Source organism: Streptomyces sp. NPDC039736, assembly GCF_055596485.1.
Map to the genome: position 1 here is coordinate 751602 of NZ_JBVIUQ010000002.1, position 17095 is coordinate 768696.

The 17095-nt window shown below is 73.7% G+C and carries 11 protein-coding genes and 1 tRNA gene; 6 read left to right on the forward strand and 6 right to left on the reverse strand.

The features are described from left to right. The first annotated feature begins 230 nt into the window (after window positions 1–230). Entirely contained in the window at window positions 231–1793 is a 1563-nt protein-coding gene (locus ACZ56L_RS08430) for a DEAD/DEAH box helicase (protein WP_471062605.1), read from the forward strand. A 76-nt stretch (window positions 1794–1869) separates the two neighbouring features. Here ACZ56L_RS08430 and ACZ56L_RS08435 read toward each other — a convergent pair. The 3 genes from ACZ56L_RS08435 to ACZ56L_RS08445 form a co-directional block, all read right to left on the reverse strand. Further along, window positions 1870–1942, reverse strand: a tRNA-Arg gene (locus ACZ56L_RS08435). A gap of 31 nt (window positions 1943–1973) precedes the next feature. After that, window positions 1974–4826 (reverse strand): stealth conserved region 3 domain-containing protein, encoded by a 2853-nt coding sequence (locus ACZ56L_RS08440; protein WP_471062607.1) that lies wholly within the window; start codon window positions 4824–4826, stop codon window positions 1974–1976. Continuing rightward, entirely contained in the window at window positions 4823–5935 is a 1113-nt protein-coding gene (locus ACZ56L_RS08445; protein ID WP_345221969.1) for a hypothetical protein, read from the reverse strand. The genes ACZ56L_RS08440 and ACZ56L_RS08445 overlap by 4 nt, the downstream gene beginning before the upstream one ends. A 591-nt stretch (window positions 5936–6526) precedes the next feature. On the opposite strand from ACZ56L_RS08445, the gene ACZ56L_RS08450 reads away from it, so the two are divergent. Both ACZ56L_RS08450 and ACZ56L_RS08455 read left to right on the forward strand, forming a co-directional pair. Then, the gene (locus tag ACZ56L_RS08450; RefSeq protein ID WP_471062825.1) at window positions 6527–8221 is read left to right on the forward strand and encodes a stealth family protein; all 1695 of its coding nucleotides are present in this window, start codon (window positions 6527–6529) and stop codon (window positions 8219–8221) included. Window positions 8222–8333: 112 nt separating this feature from the next. After that, the gene (locus ACZ56L_RS08455) at window positions 8334–10430 is read left to right on the forward strand and encodes a PIG-L family deacetylase (protein WP_471062609.1); all 2097 of its coding nucleotides are present in this window, start codon (window positions 8334–8336) and stop codon (window positions 10428–10430) included. On the opposite strand, the gene ACZ56L_RS08460 is transcribed toward ACZ56L_RS08455, so the two are convergent. Then, a complete protein-coding gene (locus tag ACZ56L_RS08460; RefSeq protein ID WP_471062610.1) occupies window positions 10417–11826 on the reverse strand; it encodes a M6 family metalloprotease domain-containing protein in 1410 nt (469 codons plus the stop codon). The two genes, ACZ56L_RS08455 and ACZ56L_RS08460, sit on opposite strands and share 14 nt — an antisense overlap. Before the next feature lie 244 nt (window positions 11827–12070). Between ACZ56L_RS08460 and ACZ56L_RS08465 the strand changes: the two genes are divergently transcribed. Then, window positions 12071–12739, forward strand: coding sequence for a TetR/AcrR family transcriptional regulator (locus tag ACZ56L_RS08465; protein WP_345221974.1), 669 nt, complete (start codon window positions 12071–12073; stop codon window positions 12737–12739). Between the two features lie 97 nt (window positions 12740–12836). Beyond that, on the forward strand, window positions 12837–14372 hold the full coding sequence (locus ACZ56L_RS08470) for an MFS transporter (protein ID WP_471062612.1): 1536 nt from the start codon (window positions 12837–12839) through the stop codon (window positions 14370–14372). A gap of 81 nt (window positions 14373–14453) precedes the next feature. On the opposite strand, the gene ACZ56L_RS08475 is transcribed toward ACZ56L_RS08470, so the two are convergent. Beyond that, window positions 14454–14981, reverse strand: a complete 528-nt coding sequence (locus tag ACZ56L_RS08475) for a MarR family winged helix-turn-helix transcriptional regulator (protein WP_345221978.1) — start codon at window positions 14979–14981, stop codon at window positions 14454–14456. Between the two features lie 130 nt (window positions 14982–15111). On the opposite strand from ACZ56L_RS08475, the gene ACZ56L_RS08480 reads away from it, so the two are divergent. Continuing rightward, window positions 15112–15894 carry a dioxygenase family protein gene (locus ACZ56L_RS08480; RefSeq protein ID WP_471062614.1) on the forward strand — a complete coding sequence of 261 codons (783 nt, stop codon included), beginning with the start codon at window positions 15112–15114 and terminating at the stop codon, window positions 15892–15894. Window positions 15895–15987: 93 nt separating this feature from the next. Here the strand turns inward: ACZ56L_RS08480 and ACZ56L_RS08485 are convergent, their stop codons facing one another. Further along, on the reverse strand, window positions 15988–17004 hold the full coding sequence (locus tag ACZ56L_RS08485; protein ID WP_471062616.1) for a questin oxidase family protein: 1017 nt from the start codon (window positions 17002–17004) through the stop codon (window positions 15988–15990). Between the last annotated feature and the right edge of the window lie 91 nt (window positions 17005–17095).

Sequence of the window (17095 nt, forward strand, 5' to 3'; positions counted from 1 at the left end):
GGCTGGGACTCGCACCCTGGGGTGTGGGTCCCAGCCCGTTTTTGCGCCGGGCCGCGGCGACTGCCGCGCGGACCCGGGAACAAAACCGGCCCGGACGTTGTTCAAACCTTCCGGACCGACTTTTTGCTTTCCATTGACATTTGACATTCGGCTCGTTCTTGAAATGCGGCCCGCTTCCCGCGGTGCGCCGGGATTTCCTCGATACGTGCCGGTATCGAGAGGACTCCCTTGTGAGTACGAACTACGCCCGCTTCGGCGGAAACCGGGACACCAGCGCCGGCAAGAAATCCGGCGGCGGTTCCGGCAACGGAAACCGCGGCGCCGGCCGCCCGAGGACGGGTGCGGGCGCGGGCACGAGCGCCGGCCGTACGAACACCTCCCGCGCGGGCGGCAACGGCGGGCGCTCCCGCCGCCCGGTCCCGCTGAAGGGCGAATTCGCCCTGCCGGTGACGGTCACCCCGGGCCTTCCCCCGGTGACCGCCTTCACCGAACTGGACCTCCCGGCCCCGGTCCAGGCCGCCCTGGCCGCCGAGAACGTCACCACCCCCTTCCCCATCCAGGCCGCCACGCTGCCCAACTCCCTCGCGGGCCGCGACGTGCTCGGGCGCGGGCGCACCGGTTCCGGCAAGACGCTGGCCTTCGGCCTGGCGCTGCTCACCCGTACGGCCGCGTACGGCCGCCGGGCCCAGCCCAAGCTGCCCCTCGCGCTCGTCCTCGTACCGACGCGTGAACTCGCGCAGCAGGTCACGGACGCCCTGGACCCGTACGCGAAGGCGCTGCGGCTGAGCATCGCCACCGTCGTCGGCGGCATGTCCATCGGCCGCCAGTCCTCCGCCCTGCGCCGGGGCGCGGACGTCGTGGTCGCCACGCCCGGCCGCCTCAAGGACCTCATCGAGCGCCGCGACTGCCGTCTCGACCAGGTCAGGATCACGGTCCTGGACGAGGCCGACCAGATGGGCGACATGGGCTTCATGCCCGACGTCACCGAACTGCTCCAGCAGGTGCGCGAGGACGGGCAGACGATGCTCTTCTCCGCCACCCTCGACCGCAATGTCGACAAACTGGTGCGCACCTTCCTGACCGACCCGGTCGTCCACTCCGTGGACCCCTCCGCGGGCGCGGTCACCACCATGGAGCACCACGTCCTCGAAGTGCACGGCGCGGACAAGCACGCCACCACCATCGAGATCGCGGCCCGTGACGGACGCGTCCTGATGTTCCTGGACACCAAGCACGCGGTCGACCGCCTCACCACCGACCTCCTGGCCGCCGGCGTCCGCGCGGCCGCCCTGCACGGCGGCAAGTCGCAGCCGCTGCGCACGCGCACCCTGGAGCGCTTCAAGAACGGCGAGATCAACGTCCTCGTCGCCACGAACGTCGCCGCCCGCGGCATCCACGTCGACAACCTCGACCTCGTCGTCAACGTCGACCCGCCGACCGACCCCAAGGACTACCTGCACCGCGGCGGCCGCACCGCCCGCGCGGGCGAGTCCGGCCGGGTGGTCACCCTGGTCACCCCGAACCAGCGCCGCGACTTCTCCCGCCTCATGCGCGAGGCGGGCATCCGCCCCGAGACCGCGCAGGTCCGCTCCGGCGACGCCGAGCTGACCCGCATCACCGGCGCCCAGGCCCCCTCGGGCGTCCCGGTCCGCGCCCCGAAGTCCCCCACCGCCCCCGACACCCGCACCCGCGCCCCCCGCGCCCGCCGCTCCCCGGCCCCCTCCCGGGGCCGCCGCGAAAGCGCGGAGCTGGCCGCGGCCCGCAAGGCGGCGGCGGTCCGCAGGTCCTCGTAACGCGGGGGCGCGACCGCGCACACACGGGAGGGCCAGTACCCGGGGATCATGACCCTGGTACTGGCCCTTCTCGCTGTGCCCCCGGCAGGATTCGAACCTGCGACACCAGCTTTAGGAGAGCTGTGCTCTATCCCCTGAGCTACGGAGGCGACACCGCCCCGGAGGGCGGCTCTGGACAGGTTAGCGGATGGAGGGGGCGGGGCGCTCGAAGGGGGAGGGGACGGGGAAGTAGGCGCCGAGGAAGGCGCGGACCACGCGGTCCTGTTCGTCCGGCGGGACCTCGGCCGACGGGGACTCGCCGATGCAGAAGATGGTGTGGCTGCGGGCGGACAGCAGGCGGCTGAGACGGGTGTGGTGGGCGTAGGAGCCCGCGTTGACGATGGTGCAGGAGATGCCGGCGGGGGCCGAGGTGCCGGTGAGGTAGCCGTAGTGGTGGTGCAGGGAGGCCGCCATTGAGAGGTCCGTGGGGGCGCGGAAACGGCTCCGGGCGGTGGCGGTGACCTCGGCGGGGAAGCGCTCGGTGAGTTCCGCCAGGACGCTGCGGCGCAGCGGGTGCGGGGTGTGCAGGAAGCCGTGGGTGGCGGTGCGGCCGAAGGCTTCCTTGAGGAGCTCGCGGTTGTTCTTGGCCGCTCCGAAGTAGCCCTCGTCGGTGGCGGCGAAGGGCGTCGGCGGGATGGCCGTGGGGGAGCGGAAGAAGAGTGCCTGGCCGTTGCTGGAGAAGAAGTCGCGCGGGCTGACCGGGCGGCCCAGGAAGACGTCGTCGTTGAAGTAGAGGAAGTGCTCCGAGAGGCCCTCGATGCGGTGCAACTGGCTCTCGATGGCGTGCGAGTTGAACGTCGGCAGCACGGAGGGGTCGCTGAAGATCTCCCGGTGGCCGACCACCTTGACGCCCGGGTGCTCGGTGTTCAGCCACTCGGGGGTCTGGTCGTCGGTGACCAGGTAGATCGTGCGCACCCACGGGGCGTACATGGCGAGCGAGCGCAGGGAGTAGCGCAGTTCGTCGCGGTTGCGGAAGCGGACGTCACCGGCGTCGGCGTCGACGCCCGCCGGGAGCAGGCCCGCCGCGCGCTTGGCCGTGTCGCGGCGCTCGCGCCACTTCGGGTCGGAGTCGTCCACCCAGGTGTAGACCACGTCGATGGGGAAGTCGACCTCCCACATCAGCTTCTCGGTGAAGGCCGCGATGGTGGGGTGGTCGCGCTCGCCCACGCGCAGGGTGGCGTCGGCGTCCAGGTGCGGCAGGCGGGGGCCGAGCAGGGTGGTGCCCCGGGGGGCCGCGCGCCAGCCGGGCAGTTCGTCGTCCTCGTCGGTCAGCGTCCAGAACTCCACGGTGCAGCCGAAGGCCGGACCGTACCGCAGCGAACGGCTCTCGGTGGCGACCGGCTTGAAGACGCGGACGCCCGCCACTCCGCCCACGTCGCGCAGGCGCTCCGCGAGCACGGCGCCGGGGGCCGGGCCGTCGGGGCCGACGAGCTCGGCGTACACCGGCTTGCCGTGCAGGGCGCTGGCCAGCGCGGCCAGGGCCGCCTCGCGGCGCTCCGCCTCGACGGCGACGCGGTGCGAGGAGGCGTCGTCGCGCAGCACGACGTACGGGACGCCGTGGGCGGTGAGGGCGTCGGTGGCCAGCTCCAGGTTCCAGTCGGCCATGCGCTGGGCGAGGATGTCGTCGCGGACCTCGGCGAGCCGGCCCGCCGAGCGGACCAGCGTGCCGGTGCGGTCCTGCGCCTGGAGCAGCACCTCGCGGGCCTTCTGCTCGTCGGAGGAGCCCGCGAGCAGCGAGACCGGCGCGGCCGGCGTGAAGCTGCGGCTGCCGCCGGCGGCGATGCGGTGCGCGGTGCGGTCGGCCCGCTCGGCGAGGCGGCGGGGGTCGTCGCGGCGCGCCACGAGGCGCTGGAAGAGGTCCTCCCAGAGCGCGGTGATCCGGTGCGAACCGAAGCGCTCGTAGACGCCCTCGCGGGCCGCCCGGCCGTACGCGCGGCGCATCTCGTCGTCCGCCATCAGCTTCGACATCGCGACGGCGAGGGCGTCCTTGTCGCCCGCCGGGACGAGCAGGCCGTCCACGCCGTGGCGGATGATCTCGGCGGGGCCGGTCACCACGTCGTACGAGACGACGGGCACGCCCGCGGCGAACGTCTCCAGCAGGACGAGCGGGAACGCCTCGCTGCGGGAGGACTGGACGGAGAGCCCGGCCGCCGCCCACTCCTGCTCCATGTTGGCGCTGCGGCCCAGGAGCTCGACCCGGTCGTGCAGGGCGAGGCCCTCGATCAGGCGGCGCAGCCGCACCTCGTGCGGGCCGTCGCCCAGGATGCGCAGCCGCCACTCGGGGTGCTCGCCGGCGATCTGCGCGAACGCCTCGATGGCGTGGTCGACCTGCTTGCCGGCCATCAGGCGGGCCGCCATGACGATGGTCTTGTTGCCGAGGTCGGAGCGCGGGCGGAAGCCGTCCGGGACGGCGTTGGGGATGGCGTGCAGTTCGGGGGCGGAGCGGCCGAGGGAGTCGGCGAACCAGTCCTTGGTGCGGTCGGTGAGCGCGACCAGGGCGTCGATCCGGCAGGCCTGCGCGAGCAGCGGTTCGACGTCGGCGCCGCGCTGCTGGGAGGCGCGGTGCTCCTGGTTGACGGTGATCACGCGGGACGGCACCAGGTCGGCGACGGCGGCCATCAGCGCGGGGGAGGTGCTCACCACGACGTCGCTGTCGAGCGAGCTGAGCGCCCGGGTCATCTCGATGTCGGTGAGCCGGTCGAAGGTCGGCTCCCACTCGGGCTTGATGATCTCGCTGGGCAGCGCGGCCAGGGTGCGGCAGGTCTTCGGGTCCAGGCCGTGCTCGCGCACGGGCTGTGCGTACGGGCCCGTGCGGTCGACCAGGTAACGGCGCGGTATCTCGCGCCCGGCCGGGAAGAACGGCTCCTCCCGGGTCTTCACGACGCTGAGCACCTCGACCTCGTGGTGCGGGGCGAGGTGGGCGGCCTGGGTGTAGACGGCCAGCTCGGTGCCGCCCATCTCGTCGCCCCAGGTGAGCAGGAACGTGATCTTCATCGGGCGGAGTCCTCGGGCGTGGGGGCGGGAGCTGCGGTGCTCTGGGCGGTGGGGCTGACGGGCGGCGGGGCCGCGGTGGTCCGGGCGGCCGGGTCCGGCGGCGGGGCCGCGGCGGTGCGGGCGGCGGCCGGGTTCGGCAGCGGGGCCAGGTTCACCGCGAAGGTGCCCGCCGGGGAGAGGTGCGCGTGGACGCGCAGCAGGGCGCCGGCCGGGGTGGCGATGGTCCTGAAGGGCGTACGGAGCACCTTCTTGGGATGGCGCACGTCGGTGAGCCTGCGGCCGATCCTGGCCTTGCTGCGGCCGCGGTGGAGCTGGAAGTCCCACATCCGGGCCGTCCTGGCGCCGCCGGCCATGGCGTCCAGCGGCACGTCGAAGGTGAAGCGGTCGCCGTCCCAGACGGGCGTCACGCGCACCGTCGCCGACGAGCTCCCGCGGCGCACCGCCTCGACGGTCCAGGCGGCGTACGGGGTGGCGGCGGTCAGCAGCCGGCCCTGCACCGTGACGCGGTCCCAGTACAGGTCGAAGCCGAGCAGTTCGGCCTGCTCACGGGGCCCGGTCACCTTGATCATGGTGTGTCCGTCGACCGAGCGCACCGGGCGGAACACGGCCCCGCTCGTGCTGCTGGGGGAGTGCGGGAGGGTGGGTCCCTCGGGAGCCGTGGCGGTGACGTCGGATATCCCGAAGCGGCTCTCGTTGCCCGCGCGGTCGGTGGTGACGACCGTGAGCCTCCACACACCGTCGGACAGCCGCGGACCGGGCGCGTCCGGGGCGTCGTGCACGTCGTGCCGCAGGGACGCCGTGGCGGTCAGGAGCAGCCCCTCGGGGTGCGTTTCCTGAGCGAGCGTCACGCTCTGTCGCCGTCCCCGGTGCTCGAAGACGAGCCGGGCCTGCTCCGGCGGGGTGCCCGGGAAGGGGCAGCGGACGGCCAGGTTCAGGGTGCGGCCGGAGATCAGGGAGAGGTGCACGGGCGGCAGCGTCGGCCGCGGGCCGACCCGTGCGCCCAGCGCCGGAACCGTGTTGATGCGCTCCACCCGGCGGCGCACCCGGCCCGCGGTGCGCCGGGCGCGGTGGACCGCCTTGACGGCCTGGGCGATCAGGGCGTCGTTCATGAGCCGCTCGGGCGGGCGGCACGGGCACGTGCCGCGCTCACGGATTCGTCACTCATGGTGATGTCCATCTCTCTGTTCGGCCGCTGGGCGGCCCGGGGTCCCGGCATCCTGCCAAGGCCGCGCGCGCTGCGGCAAATTCCCGGGAGCGGCTCAACTCCCGTACCAGGGCGTGTGATCAACGTCACCTCGTGGCCGGGGAGCGAACTCCCGCCAAATTCCCTCTGTCCTCAAGGGTGAGAGGAGTGCGGCGGGCACGGCTTGACTGGTCCGTTTGTAAAGTTTAGGTGAAGGGGTCCGGTACCGGTCCCGATCATCGAGGGCGGGCGAGGGGTAATGAAGCAGATCGAGGACGCGAAGGCGACCGTACGGCAGGCCGCGGGCCGGGCCGTGCCGACGGCCGCGACCGACGACGCAGCCTCGGCCGCACCGGGCCCGGAGATATCCACCGGCCCCCCCGCGGCGGCCGGTGACGGTGCTGCTGCCGCCGGCGCTTCCGGCGCCCCCGCCGCCAGCAGCCGCGTGGTGCGTTCCGCCGGCGCCGTGAACACCGAGGCGTCCCCGCTGGTCACGGCGTACCGCAAGGTCGCCCCGATGCGGCTGCGGCGCGCGATAGCCGGACGGTACTCGCCCGAGATGCGCCGCGGCATCAAGAAGGCCGTCAGCGCGGCCACCGTCGTGCAGGGCGTCCGCCAGGCCCGCAACGCCCGGCTCAGCGCCCAGCACCGCCCGCTGATCGCGTCCTCCGGCGGCTCCGTCGTCGCCGTGGAGGGCCGCCCGCGCATCGCCTTCACCGAGCAGCGGCTCTCCCCGCAGACGGCCCGCAGGGCCAACCTCACGGCCGTCACGGCGGCCCTGGAGGCCGCCGGCATCGACTACTTCTGCGTACGGGGCACCAGCACCAGCACTACCACCGTCGCCGTCTCCGCGGTGGACCGGGGCCGCACCCTGGAGACGCTCCAGGAGCTGTGCCGCACCTTCCCCGGCTACTTCGGCGCCCACGGCAACGACAAGCCGCGCGTCGCCCCCGCCTACCGGGGCGCCGGCTGGCGCCGCTACGAGCAGGCGTCGTCGGTGCACCTCTTCTGGTACCGCACCGACGCCACCCGCCGCCTCGTCCTGGGCCCGGAGAACGGCTGCGAGGTCGAGTTCTGGACGCGCGAGACGGACGACCGGCTGACCGCCCCCGCGCTGCGCCGCAACGCCGTCACCGAGTCGGTGCCCGTGGTGGCCGAGCCGGTCGAGGTGCCCGTCGCGACCTTCACCGCGCCGCACGGCACGCGTGACGTCTCGCCCCTGACGGTGCGCACCCGCGAGGAGTTCGTCACCGTCCTGCCCGACGACATCCCCTTCCCGGTCGACGTCGTCTACACCTGGGTGGACGGCTCCGACCCGGCCTGGCTGGAGCGCCGCGCCTCCGTGTCCGGCAGCTCGTACCACGAGGAGGCCGCCAACGCCGCCCGGTACGCCGACCACGAGGAACTGCGCTACTCCCTGCGCTCCCTGGAGATGTACGCCCCCTGGGTGCGCACCATCCACCTGGTCACCGACGACCAGGTCCCGGCCTGGCTGGACACCTCGCAGCCGGGCCTCAAGGTGATCAGCCACCGGGAGATCTTCAGCGACCCCTCCGTGCTGCCGACGTTCAACTCGCACGCCATCGAGAGCCAGTTGCACCACATCGACGGCCTCGCGGAGCACTTCCTCTACTTCAACGACGACGTCTTCCTCGGCGCGGAGGCGTCCCCCACCGACTTCTTCCTCTCCAACGGGCTCACCAAGTTCTTCCCGTCGCCGGCCCTGGTGCCCCTCGGCCCGCCCAGCGCGGACGACGTCCCCGTCTCCATCGCCGGGAAGAACAACCGCGCCCTCATCGAGGAGCGCTTCGGCACCACCCCCGTCGGCAAGATGCGGCACGTCCCGCACGCGCTGTCGCGCACCGTGCTCGCGGAGATCGAGGAGGAGTTCGCCGCCCAGCACCGGCAGACCGCCGCCCAGCGCTTCCGCAGCAGCAGCGACATCGCCATCCCGTCGTCGCTGTACCACTACTACGCCTTCCACACCCGCCGGGCGCTGCCCAGCGACATCGAGTACTCCTACATCGACGTCTCCAAGCCGAACGCGGCCAACCGTCTCGACCGGCTGCTCCTCGACCGCGACAAGGCCGCGTTCTGCCTCAACGACACCCTCTCCACGGAGGCGGACATCGCCCGCAGCACGGCGTTGCTCCGCCCCTTCCTGGAGACGTACTTCCCGGTCCCCGGCCGCTACGAGCTGCCGTCGGACTGAACCGCTCCGCCCGCCGTGTCCGGCCCGTTCGGGACCGGCTCCGTCCGCCCGTCCCGTGCCACCCGCCGCCGTACCGGCCCGTCCGTACCGGCCCGTCCGCAAGAGAGTCGCCGTGCGCCCCCTGCCCTCCCGCCGTGCCGTCGTGGCCGGTCTCGCCGTCGCGGCCGCCGCCGTCGGCTGCACCTCCCGTACGTCCGTGGGACCGCCGGCCGCCGTGCCCGGCAACCGCCTCGCCGACGTGCAGGGCTCCCCGCGCGCGGCGGTGCAGCCCGCCGAGGACGGCCAGAGCGGCACCCGGGTGCTCCAGGTGCTCGCCCACCCGGACGACGACCTGTACTTCATGAACCCGGAGACCCAGCAGTCCCTGGACGCCAACGACACCGTCGTCAGCGTGTACGTCAACTGCGGCGAGAGCAACGGCCGCAACAAGGTCCCCGGCGGCCCCAAGCCCAAGCCCGACGTCCCCGGCTACGCCGGCTCCCGCCGGCAGGGACTGCGTCAGGCGTACGCGTTCATGGCGACCGGCGACCCGAAGTCCCCCTGGACCGCCCGGGCCGAGGAACTGCCCGGCGGCCTGCGCGTGGAGACCAACACCCTCGACGACCACGAGGGCGTCCAACTGGTCTTCCTGGGCGTGCGCCAGCACGGCCCGGGCGGCCCGCGCGCCGGCAACCAGACCCTGCCGAAGCTGTGGCTGGACCCGGACATGGTCACCAGCACCCTGGTGAGCACCGGCTCCCCGGTCACCGACCCGTCCCCGGTCACCCGCCGCTCGCTGATCGACGCGCTGGCCCACCTGATGGACCGCCACCGGCCCACGCTGGTACGGATGCTGGACGCCGACCCGGACCGGCAGGTCCACGACGCCCTGCACCGCGTCCACCACGACCAGCCCGGCTACTCCGACCACCCCGACCACACCGTCGCCGCCCTGTTCACCCAGGCCGCCCTGGCCCAGCACCTCAAGAAGCGCCGCGGGACGGACGCCTGCGCGGTCGTCTCCTACCGCGGCTACTTCAACGAGCGCTGGCCCGACAACCTGCCCCGGCACCTGCTCGCCGCCAAGGTGAGCGCCCTGAACGCCTACGGCGGCACCCCCGAGGGCTGCGACTTCGTCGCCGGGTGCGGCGACTACGACGTCGGCCGCAACCGCTCCCGGAAAACCGGCTGGGCGCAGCGCACCTCCCACCGGCACCCCACCGCCGCCCCCCGGCTGCTCCAGGACGCCGACGGCACGCTGTACGCGTTCGCGGTGCTGTCCGGGCAGGCGGCCATGTGGCGGCAGGAGGACCCCGCCGACGGCACCTGGTCGAAGCCGCGCCTGCTCGGCGGCGACGGTCTGCAGCCGGGGCTGACGGTCTCCCAGGACAAGGACGGCCGCCGGCGGCTGTTCGCGACGCGGAACACCGAGCTGGGGCCGAAGGCCAGGGACAACCGCCGGGAGGTCGTCACCGCCGCGCAGCAGCGCAGGGGCGGCCCGTTCGGCGCCTGGTCGTCGCTCGGCAACCCCGAGAGCGACCCCGCGCGCGGCCGCCGGGTCGGCACCCCGGTGGTGGCGACCGCGGGCGACGGCACCGTCTGGTTGTTCGTACGGAACTGGGCCAAGGGCGTCTCCTGCCGCCGACAGGGCGCCGACGGCCGCTGGAGCCCCTGGCAGGACCTGGGCGGCGCGGAGGTGCAGGAGGGGCTGTGCGCCGTCACCGACACGGCGGGACGCGTGCACGTCTTCGCCAGCGCGCGGGGCACGGTGCACCACTGGCGGCAGAAGCGCGCCGAGGGACCCGTCGCCTTCGCCGCGACCGGGCTCCCGGCGCCCGCCGACCCGCCGGCCGTCCTGGCGCAGGGCGACGGCACGCTGCTGCTGGCGTACCGCGCGGGCGGCTCGGGCGAGCCGCTGGCGCACCGGCTGTCCGCCGACGGCAGGACGTGGAGCCCGCTGCGCACGGGACTGGTGGCCCGCGGTTACGGGGTCCTCGCCCTGCACGCCGAGCGGGACGGCAGCGTCCTGCTCGCCTCCCGCAACAACGACGGCGGCACCAGCCTGGCCACCCTGGGCACCGCCGACGCCCCGCGGTGGACCACGGTCACCGGCACGGTGGTGGGGGCCGCCGCCCTGGGGACGGGCCCCACCGGCGGCACGCTGCTCGCCCGTCTGGCACCGGACGCCTCCTTGCAGACGGTGCCGGTGCCGGGGGTCACTTCCGCGTGATCCGCACCCGGTGGTTGCCCGACCCGTCCGCGCCCAGGACGTCGACGCGTACCCGGCGCTCCGGGTCGGTGAAGGACGTGCCGGGCTCGTAGGGCGCGTCCGACAGTTCCAGGTGGACGTTGGGGCGCCGGGTGCAGCCGCCGCTGGCGCGCTCGCTGTCGGCCACCGAGACGGGCCCGTTGCCGGTGTCGACGTCGGCGTCCACCCGGTAGATCAGCACACCGGGCTTGCAGACCGCCTCGTCGTTCCCGGCCGGGGTGCGCACCTCGACGGCGTACCCGGACGAGCCGTCGAGGGGGACGAACGCCAGCTTGCGGCCGGACGTGGGGGCGGCCAGCGGGGCCAGCGTCAGCTCGGTCCGGCCGGGGCGGGCGGCGCAGCCGATCTGCCCGGCGTCCAGCCAGCCCAGCTTCCACTTGTGCCAGCCCAGGAAGTCGTTGTTGGCCCCCCAGTCCTCGGACATGATGTCCCAGTGGCCCACGGACGCGCCGCCGTCGGCGGTGTAGAGGTCCGGCAGCCCGAAGACGTGGCCGTTCTCGTGCGGGAGCACCCGGAAGCCGGTCTCCGCGTACGAACCGGAGCCGTCGTCCTGCCGGCTGTAGACGAACGAGGTGTTGGCCAGCGGCACGCCGTCGGCGACGGGCGCCTCGTGGTTGCCGGAGAAGGTCACCGACAGGACGGTCTCCAGGGCCGAGGGGCCCGCGTTCGGGGTGACCAGGACGTTCACCAGGTCGTAGGCGGAGAAGTCCACCCGGGGGTCCGCCACGGCCACGATGTCCCGCACGAGCTGCTGGTAGCCGGGCTCGAAGGGGGCGCCGCGCTCTATCCCGTACTCGGCGAACCGCAGCGGCATCCGCAGCCAGTCGGCGACGGGCGCCTCCGGGGTGTACCGCAGCCGCCCGTAGCTGCTGGTCTCGAACCAGGCGGCGGTCTGCGGGGCGAACTCCTGGAAGCGGTCCAGGGCGCGGCCCTCGCCGGGCGCGTCCGGGAAGTCGATCATCAGGTTGAGGGCGCGGACCTCGCCGGTGGAGCGCGTGTACCCGGACGGGGTGGGGATGCCCTCGGACATCTGCACGCCCTGGGCGCCGGATATCCGGCACGGCTGTGCGGCCGCCTCGGCGGCCTCGGGGGAGCCCGGCGGGCCCTCGGGCCGCGCCTGCGGATGCGTGCGCACGTTCGTCATCCCGCTCGCGCGGTGTGTTCCGGCCGGTCCCGCCGAGGCCCGGCCGGAGTCGCCGAGCGGGGTGCCCGCCGAGGTCACGGCGGCGATGCCGAGGGCCGCGGCGGCGGTGAGGGTCAGCGCCCGGCGCGAGGGTCTGCGGCGGCCCGGCGGGCGGTCGTCCCGGGTGGGGCGGGGGTCGCCGGATATGCCGGGGCGGGGGCGCGGCTGCTGCATGGGAATCGCCTTCCGCTCCATGCAGCCCTGTCCGTTCCGTCCCGGACAGTCCTGACTGCTCCTGTTGTCCCACCCTCTGGCGGGTGTCGCGGAGGCGCTCGTCGGGTGAGCCGAAGGTGGGGATGCTTGTGACTCAGGTCACAGGGCGACGGGGAAATAACCGGGGGGTGATTCCCCGTTTGGAACTGTGTCCGCAGGAAGCGGGGAACCGATCCCCGTTTCGGAAGCAGTGAGGAGAGCCGCAGTGCCGAGTGGAACCCGAGCGCCCGTCGCGCGCAGCGCCCCGCGTCCGCGCGCGGACGCCCTGCGCAACCGGGAGCGGATCGTCGCCGCGGCCCGCGAGATGTTCGTCGAGCAGGGGCCGGAGGTCCCGCTCGACGAGATCGCCCGCCGCGCCGTGGTCGGCAACGCCACGCTTTACCGGCACTTCCCCGACCGGGCGGACCTGATCCACGAGGTCGTGCTGTCGGTGCTCTCCCGGACGGCCGAGCGCGCCGAAGCGGCCGTGCTCGACATCGCCGAGGAGCGCGGCGACCCCTTCGGGGCCCTGCGGCGCTTCGTGCACGACGCCGCCGACGAACGGATCGGGGCGCTGTGCCCCATGCTGTCCGAGGGCTTCGACCAGAACCACGCCGACCTGCTCGCCGGACGCGAGCGCCTCGAAGCGGCGGTCGAGGACCTGATGGGCCGGGCCAGGAAGGCCGGCCGGCTCCGCGCCGACGTCGCCGTCGGCGACCTCATGGTGGCGCTGTCCCAGCTCACCCGCCCGCTGCCCGGCAGTGGCGGCTGCGTGAACTTCGACCAGTTCGTCCACCGCCACCTGCAGCTCTTCCTCGACGGGCTCGAAGCGCCCGCACGCTCCGAACTCCCCGGCGCCGCGGCGACCCTGGACGACCTGCGCCGTCCCCGATGACTTCCGGCAGCCGGCTCAGCCGCCGGCCCGGCTCACGTTCTTTTCCCTGACTTCTCCTGCTTTTCCTTGGCCTTTCGCACCCTAGGTGGCTCCTCCCATGCCCAGAACAGACCTCAATCCGCCCCTGAAGGCCGATTCCATACCCGATCCCAACCGCTGGAAGGCGCTCGTCTTCATCGCCCTGGCCCAGCTGATGGTGGTCCTGGACGCGACGATCGTGAACATCGCGCTGCCGTCCGCCCAGCAGGACCTCGGCATCTCCGACGCCAACCGGCAGTGGGTCATCACCGCCTATGCGCTCGCCTTCGGCGGCCTGCTGCTCTTCGGCGGACGCCTCGCCGACCTGTGGGGCCGCAAGCGCACCTTCCTCGTCGGCCTGATCGGCTTCGCGGCCGCCTCCGCCCTCGGCGGCGCGGCGACCGGCGAGGCCATGATGCTCGGCTCGCGCGCCCTCCAGGGCGTCTTCGGGGCCCTCCTGGCCCCCGCCGCGCTCTCCCTGCTGGCGGTGACGTTCACCGACATGAAGGAGCGCGCCAAGGCGTTCGGCATCTTCGGCGCCATCGCCGGCGGCGGCGGTGCGGTCGGCCTGATCCTGGGCGGCTTCCTCACCGAGTACCTGAACTGGCGCTGGACCTTCTTCGTCAACATCCCCTTCGCGGTGGTCGCCGCCCTGGGCGCGTACTTCTTCATCCGGGAGCCCGCCGGCGGCCGCAACCGCGCCCCGCTCGACATCCCGGGCGTGGTGCTCTCCACCCTCGGCCTGGTGGCCCTCGTGTACGCCTTCACGCGCGCCGAGGGCGACGGCTGGCTCGCCGGCTCCACCCTGGGCCTGTTCGCCGCCGCGATCGTCCTGCTGGCCGCCTTCGTGGCCGTCGAGGCACGGGTGAAGCACCCGCTGCTGCCGCTGCGCGTCCTGCTGGAGCGCAACCGCGGCGGCGTCTACGCCTCGCTGGGGCTCGCCGTCATCTCGATGTTCGGCCTCTTCCTCTTCCTCACGTACTACCTGCAGATCGTCAAGGGCTACTCGCCGGTCATGACCGGCTTCGCCTTCCTGCCGATGATCGCGGGCATGATCACCGGCTCCACCCAGATCGGCGCCCGCCTGATGACCCGGGTGCCGCCGCGGCTGCTGATGGGCCCCGGCTTCCTGCTCGCCGCGCTCGGCATGCTGCTGCTCACCCAGTTGGAGATCGGTTCCTCGTACGCCGGTCTGATCCTGCCCGCGCAGCTCCTGCTCGGCCTGGGCATGGGCACGGCGTTCATGCCGGCCATGTCGCTCGCCACGCATGGCGTCGAGGCCCGCGACGCGGGGGTCGCCTCCGCCATGGTGAACACCTCGCAGCAGGTCGGCGGCGCGATCGGCACCGCGCTGCTGAACACCATCGCGGCGAGCGCCACCACGGCGTACGTCGCGGCCCACGCCGCCGGCGCCACCGACGAGCGGCTGCTCCAGGCGCAGGCCATGGTGCACGGCTACGCCAACGCCATCTGGTGGGCGGTCGGCATCCTGGTCGTCTCCGCCGGCATCGCCTTCGCCCTGATCACCACCGGCCGCCCGGGCACCGCCACGGCGTCCTCCGGCGACAGTCAGGACGCACCGGACGAGGTGCGCGTTCCCGTGGTCGCGCACTGACCCGGGGGCCGTCCCGCCCCGAGCTCCTCGGGACGCGGGACGGCCCCTGCGCGCCCCGCCCTGGTTCCGCCGCCGTGACGGTCAGCGGAGCCAGGGCAGGTCCGCGCCCGTGCCCGTCGGCTCCAGCCCGTCGGCGATGACGCACATGATCTCGCCCAGCCGGCGCACCTGCTCCTCGCTGAGCCGGTCGAACATGGCTTTTCGTACGAGTGACACGTGTCCCGGCGCCGCCTCCTGAAGGACCGCGAATCCCTCGTCCGTGAGGAAGGCGTTCTGGCCGCGCTTGTCGGAGGGGCAGTCCTGGCGGCGCACCCAGCCGTTCTTCTCCAGCCGGGCGACCGCGTGCGAGAGCCGGGAGCGGGTGATCTTCGCGCTCCTCGCGAGCTCCGTCATCCGCAGCTTGCGGCCGGGCGCCTGCGCGAGCTGCACCAGCAGCCCGTAGTACATGTGCGGCATGCCCGCGTCGCGCTGGAGCTGGCGGTCGAGCGTGTCGTCCAGGAGCGTGGTGGCGTGGATGTACGCACGCCAGACGCGCTGCTCCTCGTCGGTGAGCCAGCGCGGCTCGGCGGAGGGCGCCTCGGTGCGGGCCGCGTTCTTCTTCGTGCTCATGCGCTCCACTGTACGGCCTCTCATTGAAACTTAAACTAGCTCGCGCTAGGCTCTTGCGGTGACGCTTGAAAGTTCAAGCGTGATGGAGTGGGGAGTGACGGAGATGGGTCCGACAGAGCAGGAGACCGCCATGGTGACCGCAGCGCGGCGCATGCCCGCCCTCTACCTCAGCCATGGCGCACCTCCGCTGGCGGACGATCCGGTCTGGCCGGGCGAGCTCGCCGCCTGGTCCGCCGGCCTGCCCCGGCCCACCGCCATTCTGGTGGTCTCCGCCCACTGGGAGGAGGCGCCGCTGGCGCTGGGGGCCACCGAGACCGTGCCGCTCGTGTACGACTTCTGGGGCTTCCCCGAGCACTATTACGCGGTCAGGTACCCGGCCCCGGGCGCACCGGCGCTGGCGCGGGCCGTGCGGGGGCTGCTGGGCGGCCCGGGGACGCCGGTGCAGGACGTACCCGATCGGGGGCTGGACCACGGTGCGTACGTCCCCCTCGTGGAGATGTTTCCCGGCGCGGACGTCCCCGTGCTCCAGGTGTCGATGCCGACGCTGGACCCGCAGCGGCTGATGGACCTCGGCCGCAGGCTGGCGCCCCTGCGCGACGAGGGCGTCCTGATCGTCGGCAGCGGCTTCTTCACCCACAACCTGGCCGCCCTGCGGCACACCGGCCCCGGTGTGCCCGGATGGTCGGCGGAGTTCGACGACTGGGGGCAGCGGGCGCTGGCCGCCGGCGACGTGGACGCCCTGCTGGACTTCGAGCACAAGGCCCCCGCCGGCCGCCTCGCGCACCCCCGCACCGAGCACTTCGCCCCCCTGTTCGTGACGCTGGGCGCCGCCGAGGGGGAGCTGGGCAGCGGGCGCAGCGTCATCGACGGCTTCTGGATGGGTCTGGCGAAGCGCTCGCTCCAGTTCGGCTGACGGGCGGGCCGTCTCCCGGGTGCGGACGAGCGGCACGGTCTCTCCCGGGCTCGGGCGAGCGGCGCCCTCGTGCCCGGGTTCGGGCCCTGCTCCTCAGGTCCGGCTGAGCGGCGTGCTGATCTCCACCGCGTACAGCGTGGCCGACAGGGCGTGCCCGTCGCCGACGTCCAGAGCGGTGTCGGCGAACTTCACCACGTGCTCGTCGCCGTGGGCGGCCGCCCGCTCGAACACCTCCTCCGGTGCCAGCCCCCGCGCCCGGTCCCGGTGGGAGACCGCCTCGTCGGGCGCGTACATCGCCGTCACCGCCGCCGACGCCGTCCAGGCCGCGCGCAGGCTCGGCGTCCACAGCGCCGACGGCAGCGCGGGCAGCACCCGCAGCACGGCGTTCGGGGCGGTCGAGGCGTGCACCAGCATGGTCTCCTCGCCGTGCCCGTGTGTGGCATAGCGGTGCACGGCCGCGCGCACCAGCTCCTGAAGTCTCGCGCGCGCCTCCTGCGGGGTCGCCGGCGCGGGCGCCCACACCGGCAGCCGCGACACCCGCGCCAGCCGCTGCGGGAAGCCCCCCTCCCGTACCGCGACGGCCGGTACGGCGTCCAGCGCCCCGGCGGCGCTCGCCGCACCCGGCACCGGTGCCGCGTCGGGGTCGGCGTGGTGCCGGGCGGCCCAGTAGCCGAGCCCGTGCGCCAGCTCCGCCAGCCGGGGCGCGGACTCCTGCGACAGCAGCCCGCGCACCGCGTGCCCGACCCGGATCACCGGATGCGTGGAGCCGCCGTACATCCCCGGCAGCAGCCGCGGCCACCACTGGGCGAGCACGTCGCGCCACGGGTGCTCGGCGAGCAGGCGCTCGAAGAACGCGATCCAGTCGGCGGCCCGGCGCGGATCGCCCAGGGCCCCGGCCCAGTTCTCGTCGGTCACCCGCGCGTGCGCGCCGGGAAACTCCTCCAGCTTGGCCGCGTAGACGTCGAGCCACCGGTGCACGGCCGCGGCGCGTCCGCGGGCGGCCAGCGCCTCGACGGCCATCGGCGCGTGATTGGTGAGCCGCCCCAGCCGCTCGGGCCCGTAGCCGTGCAGCCGCTGCAGGGCCTCGTCGTAGATCCCCGTGGTGTCCATGGGCCGGACAGTAGGGGCCCGTACCGCCGTACGGAACGGGCGCGGGACCTAGGCCCCGGGACCGAGCGCGTCCGCCGCCGGGCCCGGTCGG